Annotated in this window: 11 protein-coding genes; 2 read left to right on the top strand and 9 right to left on the bottom strand. The window is 71.8% G+C overall.

Features of this window, described 5'->3' with window-relative positions; translation table 11 throughout:
- Positions 1 to 6: 6 nt before the first annotated feature.
- The 4 genes from pstA to mshD all read right to left on the bottom strand — a co-directional run bounded on the left by pstA (position 7) and on the right by mshD (position 4,304).
- Entirely contained in the window at positions 7 to 912 is a 906-nt protein-coding gene (gene pstA, locus AB0C21_RS31060) for a phosphate ABC transporter permease PstA (protein WP_500209001.1), read from the bottom strand.
- Entirely contained in the window at positions 909 to 1,889 is a 981-nt protein-coding gene (pstC, locus tag AB0C21_RS31055) for a phosphate ABC transporter permease subunit PstC (RefSeq protein WP_500209000.1), read from the bottom strand. Before pstC ends, pstA begins: the two co-directional genes overlap by 4 nt.
- A gap of 92 nt (positions 1,890 to 1,981) precedes the next feature.
- Entirely contained in the window at positions 1,982 to 3,085 is a 1,104-nt protein-coding gene (gene pstS, locus AB0C21_RS31050) for a phosphate ABC transporter substrate-binding protein PstS (protein WP_500208998.1), read from the bottom strand.
- Between the two features lie 343 nt (positions 3,086 to 3,428).
- Complete coding sequence (mshD, locus tag AB0C21_RS31045) at positions 3,429 to 4,304, bottom strand: mycothiol synthase (protein ID WP_500208997.1); 876 nt, start codon at positions 4,302 to 4,304, stop codon at positions 3,429 to 3,431.
- 143 nt (positions 4,305 to 4,447) lie between these two features.
- Between mshD and AB0C21_RS31040 the strand changes: the two genes are divergently transcribed.
- Positions 4,448 to 6,127: a bifunctional metallophosphatase/5'-nucleotidase gene (locus AB0C21_RS31040; protein WP_500208995.1), complete on the top strand. Its 1,680-nt coding sequence runs from the start codon at positions 4,448 to 4,450 to the stop codon at positions 6,125 to 6,127.
- A gap of 119 nt (positions 6,128 to 6,246) precedes the next feature.
- On the opposite strand, the gene AB0C21_RS31035 is transcribed toward AB0C21_RS31040, so the two are convergent.
- The 5 genes from AB0C21_RS31035 to AB0C21_RS31015 all read right to left on the bottom strand — a co-directional run bounded on the left by AB0C21_RS31035 (position 6,247) and on the right by AB0C21_RS31015 (position 13,584).
- Positions 6,247 to 7,407, bottom strand: a complete 1,161-nt coding sequence (locus AB0C21_RS31035; protein WP_500208993.1) for an inorganic phosphate transporter — start codon at positions 7,405 to 7,407, stop codon at positions 6,247 to 6,249.
- Positions 7,404 to 8,021 carry a DUF47 domain-containing protein gene (locus tag AB0C21_RS31030; RefSeq protein WP_149263130.1) on the bottom strand — a complete coding sequence of 206 codons (618 nt, stop codon included), beginning with the start codon at positions 8,019 to 8,021 and terminating at the stop codon, positions 7,404 to 7,406. Before AB0C21_RS31030 ends, AB0C21_RS31035 begins: the two co-directional genes overlap by 4 nt.
- 321 nt (positions 8,022 to 8,342) lie before the next feature.
- Entirely contained in the window at positions 8,343 to 8,534 is a 192-nt protein-coding gene (locus tag AB0C21_RS31025; protein ID WP_308800926.1) for a hypothetical protein, read from the bottom strand.
- 255 nt (positions 8,535 to 8,789) lie between these two features.
- A complete protein-coding gene (locus AB0C21_RS31020; protein WP_500208991.1) occupies positions 8,790 to 12,872 on the bottom strand; it encodes an AAA family ATPase in 4,083 nt (1,360 codons plus the stop codon).
- A gap of 190 nt (positions 12,873 to 13,062) precedes the next feature.
- Positions 13,063 to 13,584 carry a gamma carbonic anhydrase family protein gene (locus AB0C21_RS31015; protein WP_500208989.1) on the bottom strand — a complete coding sequence of 174 codons (522 nt, stop codon included), beginning with the start codon at positions 13,582 to 13,584 and terminating at the stop codon, positions 13,063 to 13,065.
- Between the two features lie 238 nt (positions 13,585 to 13,822).
- On the opposite strand from AB0C21_RS31015, the gene AB0C21_RS31010 reads away from it, so the two are divergent.
- Complete coding sequence (locus AB0C21_RS31010; RefSeq protein ID WP_500208987.1) at positions 13,823 to 14,884, top strand: DivIVA domain-containing protein; 1,062 nt, start codon at positions 13,823 to 13,825, stop codon at positions 14,882 to 14,884.
- Positions 14,885 to 14,994 lie beyond the last annotated feature (110 nt).

Genomic DNA, 14,994 nt, shown 5'->3' with positions numbered 1-14,994 from the left:
GGGGTGTCAGCGGCCCGCGGGCCTGCGCCGGCCCGCGATGAGACGGGCGACGAGGTTGAGCAGCATGATGATCATGATCAGCACCAGCGCGCCCGTCCAGGCACGGTCGATCGAGTGCTGGTTCGGATCCTTCGCCTGCTCCCAGATGAACGTCGGCAGCGACCCCTGGGGGCCGCTGAAGGCGTTGGTGTTGATCGCCTTGGTGAAGAAGATCGTGAGCAGCAGCGGCGCCGTCTCGCCCATCACCCGGGCCACCGCGAGCATGATCCCGGTGATCATGCCGGTGAGCGCGGTCGGCAGCACCACGAACATGATCGTCCGCCAGCGCGGCACGCCCAGCGCGTAGGACGCCTCCCGCAGCTCGGCCGGCACCAGCTTGAGCATCTCCTCGCTGGCCCGCACCACCGTCGGGATCATCAGGATCGTCAGCGCCAGCGAACCCGCCAGCCCGGAGAAGTCGAACCCGAAGGTCAGCAGCCACAGCGCCAGGACGAACAGGCCCGCGACGATCGACGGGATGCCGGTCATGACGTCCACGGTGAAGCTGATCACCTTGCCGAGCCGGCCGTTCCCGGCGTACTCCACCAGGTAGATCGCGGTGAGCACGGCGATCGGAACGGCGATCAGGCTGGTGATCAGCACCTGCTCCAGGGTGCCGACGATGGCGTGGTAGGCACCGCCGCCCGGGTCGCTGCCGCTCACGGCGTTCATGGAGAACTGGAAGAACGTCGGGTCGAGGCGCTTGGCGCCGTTCACGACGACCGTCCACAGCACCGAGACCAGCGGGATGAGCGCCAGCACGAACGCGAGGTAGACCGCCCCCTGGGCGGCCCGGTCCTTGATCTTGCGCCCGGCGGAGACCGGGGCGAGCCGGGCCCCGGAGGCGGGCCCTCGGGTGGGGACGGCGCTCACACGAACTCCTTCCGGCGCGCGACGACCGCGCGGGCGGCCATGTTGACCAGCAGCGTGATCAGGAACAGCACGAGGCCGGAGGCGATCAGGGCGCCGCGGCCCGTCGTCGTCGCCTCGTCGAAGCTGTTGGCGATGTTGGAGGCGAACGTGGCGCCGCCGTTCTCCAGGATGTGCCAGTTGATCCCCGGGACGAAGGTCAGCACCATCGCGACCGCGATCGTCTCGCCCATGGCGCGGCCGAGGCCGAGCATGGCGCCGCCGATCATGCCGGAGCGGCCGTAGGGCAGCACCGCCATCCGGATCGTCTCCCAGCGGGTGGCGCCGAGCGCGAGCGCGGCCTCCACGTTGGCCCGCGGCACCTGCAGGAACACCTCGCGGGAGATCGACGAGATGATCGGCAGGATCATGATCGCGAGCACCACGGAGGCGGTGAAGATCGAGTTCTTGCCCGGGGAGTCGCCGCCGAGCAGCGGGATCCAGCCGAGCGTCCCGTTCAGGAACTTGCTGATCCCCTCCATGTGCTGCGACAGGAACGCCAGGCCCCAGAGGCCGTAGACGATGCTGGGCACCGCCGCGAGCAGGTCCACGACGTACCCGAGCCCGGAGGCGAGCCGCCGCGGCGAGTAGAAGGAGATGAACAGCGCGATGCCGACCGCGACCGGGGTCGCGATGAGCATCGCCAGCAGCGACGAGACGACGGTCCCGAACGCGAGCTGCGCGATGCCGAACCTCGGCGGCGCCGCGTTCGGGTTCCACTCCTCGGCGGTGAGGAAGTTCGCCTTGTTGTCCTGCAGCGCCGGGATCGCCTTCCACACCAGGAAGACCGCGATCGCGGCCATGATCAGCAGCACGATGATGCCGGAGCCGCGGGCCGCCGAGACGAAGAGCCTGTCTCCGGCCCGCCCGGTGCTCATCCGCATCCCGGCGGCACGGCGGTCGACGCCGGTGGCCGCCCGGACACCGGTCTCGCTCGTCACGGGAGGTCCTCCTTCGATCATGTCGGCGGAACCCGCGGCGGCCCCGCCGCCGAGATCATCGGCGGCGGGGCTGCGGTTTCCGTGTTCTGCTGTCAGGACAGCGCCTTGACGGACGCCTGGACCTTGGTCAGCACGGTCTGCGGGACCGGCGCGTAGCCCTTGTCGGTAAGGATCTTCTGGCCGTCCGCGCTGGAGGTGTAGGTGAGGAAGGACTTGACGAACTTGGCCTGCTCGGCCGGCAGCCCCTTCTCGCACGCGATCTCGTAGGTGACCAGGACGATCGGGTAGGCGCCCGGCTCCTTGGTCGAGTAGTCGATCTTCAGCGCGACGTCGTTGCCGGTGCCGACGACCTGCGCCCCGGCGACGGCCTTGGACGCGCTCTCCGGCGACAGCTCGGTGAACTCGCCCGCGCCGTTCTTGACGTGCGCGGTCTGCAGCTTGTTGTTCGTCGCGTACGACAGCTCCACGTAGGAGATCGCACCCTCGGTGCTCTTCACCTGGCTGGTGACGCCGTCGGACTTCGGCGCGCCCTGGCCGGTGGAGTTCGGCCACTTCTTGGCCTTCTCCCACGTCCAGATCTTCGGCGCGGTGGTGTTCAGGAAGTTCGTGAAGTTCTCGGTGGTGCCGGACTCGTCCGAGCGGTACACCGGCTTGATCGGCTCGGACGGCAGCTTGGCGCCGTCGTTCTCCTTGGCGATCGCCGGGTCGTTCCAGGTCTTGATCTTGCCGGAGAAGATGCTCGCGAGCGTCTCGGGCGAGACCTTCAGGGCGTCCAGGCCCTTCACGTTGTACACGACCGCGATCGGGCCGACGACCATCGGCAGGTTGAGCGCGTTGCTCCCCTGGCAGCGCTTCTGCGCGGCGGCGGCCTCCTCGGGCTTCAGCGCCGAGTCCGAGCCGGCGAACGACACCTGGCCGCTCGTGAACGCCTGGATGCCGGCGCCCGAGCCGCTCGGGTTGTAGTTCAGGTTGGCGCCCGCGCACTTGGACGAGTAGAGCTTCGTCCACTCCTCCATAGCGTTCTTCTGCGCGCTGGAGCCGGCCGCGTTGACGCTGGCCTTGGCGCAGTCGATGTCGCCTGACGGCGCAGCGCTCGAACTCGCCGTCGTGTTGTTGTCGCTTCCGCAAGCGGAGAGGGCCAGCGCCCCCGCGACGACCACACCGCCCAGGGCAGCGAGTCGGGAACCGTTCTTCACCGGAGGGTCTCCTTGAGTTTCGTCGGGCGGGTCCCCCGAGCCGCCCCGGCCCACGTCGACCGGACGACGGGTTCGCCGTCGAAAACGACGCTAAGCAGGCGAGGTGACCAGCCGCCCCGATCCAGGTGAACGGCGAATGAACGCGGACGAGCAGAGTTACGAAGAATGTCCCGATATGTCGTGGACACCGGGTTAACAGTGCAGCTCAGAAGCCCAAAATCCCGGTCGAGGCCGCCCCAAGGAGGGTTGGCCCGCCGGGATGCGGGTAACCGCGGGTTTTCCCAGGTCGCAGGCGCTGCACGGGTCGGGTGCCGCGCGGTCGGGTGCCGCGCGGGCCGGGGAGCTACGCGGTGGTGGCGTACATGACGTCCACGGCGTGGCGAGTGAAGCCCAGCGACTCGTAGAGGCGGACGGCCGCGACGTTCGACTCGTCCACGTACAGCATGATCTGGTCCATGCCGATGTCGCGCAGGTGGTGCAGGCCCCGCAGGGTGAGCGTGCGGCCGAGCCCGAGGCCCTGCGCGTCCGGGTCGACGCCCACGACGTAGACCTCGCCGATCCCGCCCGGGTGCACCTTCGTCCAGTGGAACCCGGCGAGCCGCCCGTCCCGCTCGGCGAGGAAGAACCCGGCCGGGTCGAACCACTCCTCGGCCTCGCGCTCGCGGACGTCGGCCATCGTCCAGGCGCCCTGCTCCGGATGGTCGGCGAACGCCCGGGCGTTCACCTCCAGCCACGCGTCCTCGTCCCGGCCCGGTTCGAAGGCCCGGATCGTCACGCCTTCGGCGGCACGGACCTCCGGCAGCGGATCGGCGGCCGGGCGCCGCATCTGGAACAGCGCGCGGGCCCGCTCCATCCGCTCGGCGGACGCGAGCGCGGCGGCGGCCGGAAGATCACCGTGCGCCCACACCCGCAGCGGCCCGCCGGCCTCGTCCCGCAGGGCGCGCAGCAGCGCCCGGCCGTGCCCCCGGCGGCGGTGCTCGGGATGGACGACCAGCTCCCCCGCGGCGGGCTCCTCCCCGGAAGCCGGATCGAGGTGGGCGTAGGCCACGACCGCGCCCCGGTCGGACACCGCGAGCCCGGACCGGCCGCCCCGCAGGGCCAGCAGAGCGTGCTCCGACAACGGCCCCACACCGTCGGCCTCCGTCGCGGCCAGCGCCAGCGCCAGCACCTCGGCGACCTCTCCGTCCCCCAGCGTCCCGCGCGCCCGCAGCTCACTCACGGTCCACAGCCTATGCCGACGGCCGCCGACGTAACGCACACGCCAAGCGAACCCCCCAGAGAGCATGTCCCCTGGTCAATTCGTCATAGAAACGTCATCAGGCCGCCGAGTACTGGATGCCGAGCGAATCTACCGTCCTCAGAATGATTCGACGACGCACCTTCCTGGCCTGCGCCGCGGCGGGGCTGACGGTCGTGGGCGTGGCCGCGCAACCCGCCGCCGCGCGCCCCGCGCCGACCGCGTCCGTGCGGCTTCTCGCCCTGAACGACTTCCACGGCAACCTCGAACCTCCCACCGGAAGCTCGGGGAAGGCCATCGACGAGAACGGCGACGAGGTCTTCGCCGGCGGCGCCGCCTACATCGCGGCGCATCTCAAGCAGCTGCGCAACCGCGACACCCTCACAGTCGCGCAGGGCGACCTGATCGGCGCCTCGCCACTGATCTCGGCCGCCTACCACGACGAGCCGTCCGTGCAGTTCCTCGGTGACGTCGGCGTCACGGCGTCGGCGGTCGGCAACCACGAGTTCGACGAGGGCTACCAGGAGCTGCTCCGCATCCAGAACGGCGGCTGCCACCCGGTCGACGGCTGCTCCCCCGCGGGCACGTGGCGCGGCGCGAAGTTCGACTACCTCGGCGCGAACGTCCTGCTGAAGAAGAACGACCGCCCCGCGATCAGGCCGTGGACGATCCGCCGCGTCAACGGCGTCCGGATCGGCTTCATCGGCGTCGTCACCAAGACGACCCCGGGCATCGTCACGCCCCAGGGCATCAAGGACCTGAAGTTCCAGGACGAGGTCGAGGCCGCGAACCGGGCGGCGCGCGAGCTGAAGCGCCGCCACGTCCGCGCGATGGTCCTGCTCGTGCACGAGGGCGACCAGGTCAAGTCCGGCTCGCGGCCGGACGAGTGCGGCGTCGTGCCGGGCGCGGGGACGCGCATCGCCCAGCAGGCCGATCCCGAGATCGACATGGTGCTGTCCGGGCACACCCACCAGCAGTACGTCTGCTCGGTGAAGGACCCCGCGGGCAAACCGCGGCTGTTCTCCTCCGGCTCCTCGTTCGGCCGCGTCATCACCGAGGTGAACCTCAAGGTGGACCGGCGCACCGGCGACATCGTCCGGTCCTCGGTCACGGGCGACAACCACGTCGTGACGCGGGACGTCACGCCGGACCCGGCGACGCAGCGGTTCGTCCAGACCTGGAAGGACCGGGTCTCCGCGATCGCCGACAAGCCCATCGGCAAGATCACCGCCGATCTGGACCGGAAACCGTCCGCCGCGGGCGAGACCCCGCTCGGCGACGTCATCGCCGACGGCCAGCTCGCCGGGACCAAGGACCTCGGCGCCCAGATCGCGCTGATGAACCCGGGCGGCGTCCGCACCGACCTCATCTACAAGGCGAGCGGCAACGAGGGCGACGGCGTCGTCACCTACGGCGAGGCGTTCGCCGTGCAGCCGTTCAGCAACGTGATGGGCGTGACGTCGCTGACCGGCGCGCAGCTCGACGCCCTCCTGGAGCAGCAGTGGACGCCGGCGGGCGAGAAGATCCTCCAGCCGTCGGCGAACCTGCACTTCACCATCGACCGCACCAGGCCGGTCGGCGACCGCGTCTCGGCGATCACCATCGGCGGGACCCCGGTCGACCCGGCCGCCGTCTACAAGGTCGCGGCGAACAACTTCCTCCTCGGCGGCGGTGACGGCTTCACCGTCTTCACCGAGGGCAAGGACCAGGTCCTCGGCGCCGTCGACCTGGACACGCTCGTCGCCTACTTCGCCGCGCAGGGCACGATCTCCCCGCCCGCGCTGGACCGCATCTCCGGCAAGTGATGATCTCCGGTAGGTGATCGATCACAGGTGTGGCCCGTGTCCCGGGCGCCTCAGGCGCCGGGACACGGGCCACACACTTGTCCGCTCGGTACTTCGCTCGGGGGGCGGGCCCCCGGAGGTCACGCGCCGAAGAAGTGGACGATGTAGTAGACGATCGCCGCGACCGCCCCGGCGGCGGGCATCGTGAGCACCCAGGCGATGAGGATGTTGCCCGCGACGCCCCAGCGGACCGCGGAGAGCCGCTTGGTGGCGCCCGACCCCATGATCGCCGAGGTGATCGTGTGAGTGGTGGAGATTGGAGCGTGCCAGATGAACGCGGTCGCGTACAGCACGAGGGAGGCGGTCGCTTCCGCGGCGAACCCCTTCGGCGGATCGACCTCGATCACCTTGCGGCCCAGCGTGCGCATGATGCGCCAGCCGCCCGCGTACGTTCCGGCCGAAAGCGCGCCCGCGCAGGCGATGATGACCCACCAGGGGACGGTCTTGCCGTCCGAGTGCCCGGTCGTGACCAGCGCGAGGACGATGATGCCCATCGTCTTCTGGGCGTCCTGCAGGCCGTGGCCGAGCGCGAGGGACGCGGCGGACATGGTCTGCGCGATGCGGAAGCGGCGGCCGACCCGGCTCGGGTTGGACCGCCGGAAGATCCACAGGATCGCGACCATGGCCAGGTAGGCGAGGCAGAACCCGACCACCGGGGACAGCACCATCGGCACCGCGACCTTGTCGACCACGCTGGCCCAGTTGACGTTCGACAGCGAGGCCAGCCCGGCCCCGACGACCCCGCCGATCAGCGCGTGCGAGGACGACGACGGCAGCCCGAAGTACCAGGTGATCAGGTTCCAGGTGATCGCGCCGAGCACGCCGGCCGCGACGACGGTGAGGCCGTGCAGGCCGGTCGGCGGCGTGATGACCTCGCTGACCGTCTTGGCCACGCCGACGCCGAGCAGGGCGCCGATCATGTTCATCGCGGCGGCCATGCCGAGCGCCACCCGCGGGGTGAGCGCCCGGGTCGAGACCGCCGTGGCGATCGCGTTGGCCGCGTCGTGGAACCCGTTGGTGTAGTCGAACACCAGGGCCACCACGACGACGAGGGCCAGCACCGCCATCTGGGCGTCCGAGCGCAGGCCGAACACGCCCGCGATCATGACGACCAGCACGCCCGCCAGCAGCAGCAGCCAGGCGCGTCCGGACACCCGGCGGGTCGCCTGCTCGCCCAGGGTCTCGGCGCCGGCCGGGGACTCGCGGGTGAGGGTGGCGCCGGTGTCCTCGGCAGCGCTCATGATTCCTTGACCGCTATGGTCTCGACCGTGTTCGCCACGTGCTCGAACGCGTCCGCGGCGTCCTCGAGGCGGTCGATGATCTGCTTCAGCTTCAGCACGGTCAGGGTGTCGTACTCGCCGCTGAACAGCTGGGCCAGCAGCTTGCGGTAGACCTGGTCGCCCTGGTTCTCGAGCCGGTTGATCTCGATCCAGTACTCGTTGAGCTCCTTCATCGAGCGCAGCCGGGGCATGGCCTCGGCGGTCAGCTCGGCGGCGCGCTCCAGGACCTCGACCATGTGGACGACGCCCTTCGGGAACTCGTCGATCTTGTAGAGCACGACGAGGTCCGCGGCCTCCTCCATCTCGTCCATGACGTCGTCGATCGTGGAGGCCAGCCGGTAGATGTCCTCGCGGTCGAACGGAGTGATGAACGTTTCGTTCAACCGACGCATGATCGCGTGGGTGTTTTCGTCGCCCGCATGCTCGCAGGCGCGCATCTTCTCCGCGATCGCCGCGCGGTCGGCGCCGTCGCTGATGAGTTCCACGAGCAACCTGGCGCCGGTGACCAGGTTGTTCGCCGAGTCGGCGAACATGTCGTAGAAGCTGTCCTCACGCGGCGTGAGACGCAAGCGCACGTCGTTCTCCTGAAGTGCCGGAACAGTCCGCAGAGGATCGTAGGCGCAACCAGCCGTAAAAAGAACCTTTGCCCTGGCTTCGGCTGCTGTCCGCCATCCTCTCACCTACAAGGTTGCCCTAGATCAGGAGGTACATACCCCGCGAGAAGTCCCCAATCTGGGGGAACGCCCGTCAGAACGGGGCTTGCGGGACGGCCGAGCATCCCGACAGGGATGACCACGAGTGAGATTCGTTACAGTGCCGCGACCTGGGCGGCGGGCTTCGGCGGACTGAAAAGACGAACCGGGGACGCCCCAAACGGCGTCCCCGGCAGCGGTGGTTCAATCCCGTGGCGTCAGCTCACGACGACCGGCCTCGCCGGACCGCACTCCGAGCACCATGTCGATCTCCGCGATGGTCAGCGGCCGCTCCGCCGCGGCCACCGCGCTCAGCATCTCGGCATAGAGTTCGATCTCGTCCAGCGCAACGCGGTCGTGGACGCGCAAATCGAGGTTCTGGCGCACCGCGTCCACCTCCGTTCGTTCCCCACACCCGTCGTCGAGGCTACGCGCCTCGCCCCGGCGGGCACATGACCCAAGAGGGCCATTCGAGGGCCACTCCGACCCTGTCCGTCCGGGGGAGGTCCCCCGCCGAGGGGTAGGCGCCGCCAGACGGCCGCGGCCCACCGATCCCAGGAGCCGCACCCCGGACTGCCTAGCCTTCCCAGGTGGGGCCCGTCTGATGCGCGCGGCCCGTGCCGCATGGCACGGACGGGCCGGTCACCGCCCCTACCGGAACCCCTCCCGGGTCCCTTGGTGGAAGCCGCCGAGCATCTGCTCCAGCGACGTCTCGGGCAGGTCGCGGACCGTCAGCCGGGCCACGGTCGCGGCGTTGACGTCGGCGCCCGCGAGCCGGGCCGCCTGCCGCGCCACGGTCTGCTCGAACAGCGCCCGCACCGTCCGCGCGTAGGCGAACTGCGGGTCTTCCCGAAGCCGCGAGAACCGGTTGAGCAACTCGACGCGCAGCTCCTCGTCCAGCATGTAGAGGTCGCGCTCGGCGTAGCTCTGGAACAGCCGGACCATGTCGCGGTCGCCCATCCCGGTGAACTCCAGGATCCGCCCGAACTCGGCGCGGAACTCGGGACTGCCCGCGAGGAAGCCCTCCATCTCCGCCGCCGGACTGGAGCAGACCACCATGAACCGGGCCCTGCCCTCCCCGCCCTGCCGCATACGGCGCAGCAGCTCCTCCACGACGGCGGGAGACCGGTCGAGCAGGTACGCCTCCTGGATGAGCAGCACGCCGCCGAGCGCCTGGTCGACCATGCCCGCGACCCGGTTCTCGGTGTCGACCCGGTCGCGGCCCGCCAGGTGGACCGGGCGGCAGGCGACCACGTGTCCGGAGTCCAGCAGCCCGAGCGCCGCGTAGATGCCGCCGACGAGGCCGGCGACGGTCGTCTTGCCGGTGCCGGGCGGCCCCGTGAACACCAGGTGCCGCGCGTCGCCGCCGGACACCCCGTACCGGGCCCGGTCGGCCGCGAGGCCCGCCTCCTCGGTCAGCTCCAGCACGGCCGCCTTCACGTCATCCAGCCCGGTGAGCTGGTCGAGCTGCCGCAGGTAGCCGTCGATGTCGCCGGGCGGGCGCAGCGCCGGCTCGATCCCCTCGGCGACGCCTGCGAGGTCGTCCGGGGTCAGCACGAGCCGGTCGTGGGACGCCCCGGCGCGCTCCATGTTGCGCTGGGCCGCCTGGTCCAGGTACGCCTCGACGAGCCGCGCGTTGACCAGGTCGCCCGGTCCGCGGAGCCGCTCCAGGTCGGCGCGGACCACCTCCAGGGCCGACGCGCCGATCGTGACGCGCCGCTCCTCCGCCAGCAGGTGCAGGAGCGTCATCCGGTTGTCGAGGTCGCCGAAGTCGGGCAGCCGGTGGACGCGGAACGCCTGCACGAGCTTCGGGTGCTCCTGGAGCAGCCGCTTGTAGGCGCCCGGCTCGCAGGTCGCGATCACCGGGGTGGTGTTCACCGGGTCGCGGCGGGCGCGGCGCACCGCGCCGACGACCGCGGCCGGGTCGGCCGCGGCGGTGACGGCCACGTCCAGCCGCTCGAAGAGGATCACCGGGCCGGGCTGCCCGAGCAGCTGCCCGATCCGCTCCGGCGGCGCGTTCCGGACGTCCTCGGCGTCGTGCGCGCGGATCGACCCGTCGCCGAGTCCGGCGTTGGCCAGCGTCAGCGCGATCATCCGGGACAGCCGCCGCTGCCCCGAGTGCGGCTTGCCGACCAGCAGTACGCCGGGCACGCCCGCCTTGATCGAGCTCGGCGCGCCGTCCACGCGGGTGCGCTCGATGTCCTCGCCCGCCGCGTTCCACTCCTCGGCCTGCGCCTTCAGGTCGCCGAGCAGCGTCGCGGCGTCGTGCTCGCCGTACACGAAGCCGAACCCGAACCGCTCCAGGACGCGGCGGGTGCTGCGGTCGCTCGGCGGCGGGATCTCGCTGACGGGCTGGTCCGGCGAGGGCGTGTCGTCCAGGAAGTCGAAGTCGCCGACCATCGTCTGGGACATGACCTTCGTCCCCGGGCCGCCTCCGGGGACGGGCGGCGGCGCGGGGTTCGGCGGACCGTCTTCGAGGTCGTCCGGGCCGAGGACGCGCGTTCCCGGCGGCTGCCCCGGCGGGGCCTGCCGGCTCTGCTGGGGCGGGCCGCCCTGGTCCTCCACGCGCGTCGCGTACGGGTCGAACGCTTGGGGCTGCGGCTCGGCCGGGGACGGGGGCTGCGCAGGGCCTGCCGGACCCGGCTGCATGTTCGGCTGGACGTTCGGCTGCGGAGGCGCCGAGCCCGCAGGCTGGTAGCCCAGCTGCGTGTACGGCGGCAGGAAGTCGTCGTCCTGCTTCTCCTCCTCGGGAGGCGAGAAGCCGCCGGCCTCCTGAGGGGGCGCGGGCATGTGGCCCGCCTGGACCGGCTCGGGCACGGCGGGCTGGGCCGGAGACGGAGGCTGCGCCGGAGACGAGGGCGGCGGCGGACTCTGCATCGGCGCGGGCGGTGCCGGGCTCTGCATGGCTCCGGGACTCTGCACGGGTGCGGGCGGCACGGCTCCGGGACTCTGCCCGGGTGCGGGCGGGGCCGCGCCGGGGCGCTGGAAGCCGAGCTCGGTGTACGGCGGCGCGGCGGCGGCCTCGTCCTTGTCGTCCTCGGCGGGCGAGTGGCCGCCCGAGATCGGATCCGGGGCGGCGAACCCCGGGGAGTTGAACGCGGCCTGCTGCCCCTGGCCGGGCGCCGGGGTCTGGGCATGCCCGGCGGCGGGGCCGGGCGCGTTCTCCCAGCCGGGCTGCGCGGGCGGCTGGACGAAGGGGCGGTCGGGCTCGGACGGCGCGAAGTTCGCCCCGGACGCCCCCTGCGGCGACGCGCCGGGGGCGAGGCCGGGCTGGCTCGGCATGTTGAACGGGGACGGCTGCTGCGGCACCGGGTTGGGCGTGGACGTCGGCGCGGCGGCCGTGGCGCGGGCCCGGTTGCGTCCGATGATCCCGGCGACGATCGCGGTCGGGACGGGGAAGCCGCGGGGACGGGCGGGCATGCCGCCGAGCCGGCACCACGCGAGGTCGACCTCGTACATGGCCGCCAGCAGCGACTCGGCGCCCGGACCGGATCCGGCGGCCGACCGCAGCGGCTCCGGAAGGCGCATGTCCTGCGGCCACAGCCGGCGCAGCGGATGCCCCCGCTGCTCCGACACCGCCTGCACGGTGTAGCGGATCTCCGGGTCCAGCCAGGGGACGATGGTGCCCACCATGTCCTTGCGGACGACGTCCAGGTCGGCGGCCAGCAGCGCGGCGGCCACCAGCCGGGGCTCGATGTAGGCCGGTTCGGCGGGGTCGCCCGACAGGTCGGCTATCAGCTCGCTGAGCGTGTAGAAGGCGTGCCGGAAGTTGTCCCCCGGCGAGCTCTCGTTCCTCAGCGCGGGCACGAGGTTGGGCGGGCACCGCGTCAGCCACTGCTGGACGATCGCCTGGTCACCGTAGGGCAGCGCCCCGTAGTCGACGGTGGGGTTGGACAGGGTGGTGCCGAGGATGGCGAGCAGCGCGTCCGCCCTGACCTGGAACCGGACGTCGTCGCGCAGCGCGCTGGCGACGGCCCACATCGTCCGCAGGACGACGACCGCCGCGTCCACCCGGCTGGCGCGCAGCCGCTCGGAGTAGAGCGCGACCAGCGATTCCAGGGCGGGCGGGGTGAGCCAGCGCGGGCCGTCCACGTCGGGGAGGGGCCTGGCCCGGTAGGGCTTCCACAGGTCGAGCATCTGGGCGTCCAGCCGCGAGTCGAACGCGGGCGCGGCGGAGCACCACAGCATCACGCCCCAGGCGACGGCGACGGTGGACGGCGCCTCGCTCGTGAACTCCCGCCACCAGTGCGGGTAGTCCTGCGCGGCCAGCGTGGCGGCGGACTCGACGGTCGAGCGGACCCGCGAGGTCAGCTCGGTCGCGAACCCGTGCGCGACGAAGGGCAGCCCGGACGGCGGGTCGTAGGAGAAGTCGGGCCCGGCGGGGATGACGTGCGGCGGCAGCGCGGGCACCTGCCCGGGCCGCTGCTGCGCGGGCCTCGCGGCCATCCGGACGGCGGGGATGCGCGGCGGCGGGCACAGGTACCACTGCCCGTCGGACGGGTGCAGCCGGTACCAGCGGGCCCACGCCCCGAACAGCCACCACGTCCCGTCCGGCAGGACGAGCATGCGCCCCGCGATGGCGTGATGGCGCTGCTGCGGAGGCGCCGACGGCCACCATGCGGCGGCCACCATCGCCCTCGTGTCGCGCTCTGCCTCCGTGAACGGATCCTGCCCCGCAGCGGGGCTGGGCGGCGGAGCACTGCCATAGCCCGGTCCCCACACCACGATGGTCATGGTAGTCAGCAGAATCCGGCCGGGGCTCCCCTCACCGGCCCATTCGCCGTGTCCCCGCAGGTCAGCGAATTATCAGAGGCGGGAAACAGTGGGGGCGGACGATCCGCGGGGCACTTCGCGGTCGGCCGTACCGCACATTTCGGTCGGGCGAGCCGCTCGGCCCCCTGCGTGGTTCAGTCCCCTGGGCGGTTCAGTCCCACTGGGCGGTGCGGTGCCGCTCGGCCTTCTGGACGTACACCTCGGGCGTGTACCGCAGGACCGCCCGGTCGTCGTCGGTGAGCTCCCGGACGATCTTGCCGGGGGTGCCCGCGACGAGCACCCCGGACGGGATCTTCTTGCCGGGCGGGACGAGCGCGCCGGCCGCGATCAGCGTCCCGGAGCCGATCCGGGCGCCGTTCAGCACGATGGCGCCGATGCCGATGAGCGAGCCGGTCTCGACGTGGGCGCCGTGCACCATCGCCTTGTGGCCGAGGCTGACCCGGTCCTCCAGGACCGCGGGCATGCCCGGGTCGGAGTGCATGCAGCTGAGGTCCTGGATGTTGCACTCCTCGCCGACGATGATCTCCTCGTCGTCCCCGCGCAGCACCGAGCCGTACCAGACGCTGGACGCGCGGCCCAGCGTCACCCGTCCGACCACGACCGCGCCGGGCGCGACCCACGCCGCGGGGTCGATCTTCGGCCGGTCCTCGCCCAACGCTCCCAGGTAGCTCATGGCGCCGATGGTAGCCGCCCCCCCGGCGGAGGGTTTTCTCCGCAGATTGGATAGTTTGTCGCGCATGTCCATGTGACGAAACGGCTGCGAGTAGTGCGGTTCCGGTTGCGCGAATGGGGTGGACCGGACAAGAGTCGTCCTGACGTTTCCCACCGTGGGCCGCTCACCGGCGGGTGAGGATCGCATCTCAACCGACCCTGACGGGGTGATGACCCCCGCCAACGACCCCTTAGGCATCATGAGCAACGAAGCCGAAATCCTGCCGAACCTCCTCCAAGAAGAGTCCTTCGAGATCGTCATGCGCGGCTACAACCGCCGCCAGGTCGACGACTACATCGCCCGCGCCCAGCAGAAGCACCGTGAACTAGAGGCGCGGCTCGCCCGCGCGCAGGACGAGGTCGAGCGGATCCGCCGCGAGATGGCCGAGGTCCGGGAGGCCCGCAAGCCGACCGGCGACGACCTCAGCGACCGCCTCCGGCAGATCATCAACCTCGCCGAGGACGAGGCACAGGACAAGCTCGCCGAGGCCGAGGCCAGGGGCACCGAGATCCGCAAGGACGCCGAGCAGGAGTCCAAGCGGATCATCGACGACGCCCGCTCGAACGCCGAGCGGAACCTCGCGCAGGCGCAGGAGAGGGCCGAGCACGTGCTCGCCTCCGCCAAGAAGGAGTCCGAGAGCGTCCTGTCGGCCGCCAAGCAGGAGGCCGAGCAGACGGTGACCGGCGCCCGGCTGGAGGCCGAGCGCACCCTCACCGCGTCCGAGCGCCGCGCCAGCGTGATCAACGAGGGCGCGACCCAGCGGCTCACCGCGCTCACCAAGAACCACACCCAGGCCCTCCAGCGCCTCACCGAGATCAGCGAGACGCTGCACCGCCTGCTGACCGCCGAGAACGAGGCCGGTCCGCTGGAGAAGATGGTCGAGGACGCGGTCCGGCAGAGCCCGCCGCCCCGCGCCCAGGGCAAGCCGGCCCCGCAGGCGCAGCCCGCGCAGGCGGCTCCCCAGCAGCCCGCGTCCCCGGGGGCCAAGCCGGTCGCGAAGCCGGCGCCGGCCGCCGCGAAGCCGGCCCCGGCCCCGGCCAAGCCCTCGCCCGCCGCCGCTCCGGCGCAGGCGAGCCCGGCACAGCCGGTCCCGCCGCAGACCGCTCCCCCGGTCAAGAAGCCCGAGCCGTCCCCGGTCGGCGACGGCCCCGCGCCCTCCGTCCCGCCGCAGGCCAAGCCCGCGCGTCCGGACGAGGACTCCGGCGGCCCGGCGACCGCGCCCATCCCGCCGCAGCAGCCGCGCGGCCCCATCGAGTTGTAGCGCGCACCGCGGGCGGGGGGGGGGGGGGGGAGCGGCCCCCCCCGCCACCCCCCCCGGGGGCCGCGGGCCGCCGGGGGCCCCCGAAAAAATGAGATATTAGATCGCAAGCC

This window comes from Spirillospora sp. NPDC049024, assembly GCF_040649235.1.
Lineage (GTDB): Bacteria > Actinomycetota > Actinomycetes > Streptosporangiales > Streptosporangiaceae > Spirillospora.
This window is presented reverse-complemented; position numbering and strand designations above follow the sequence as displayed.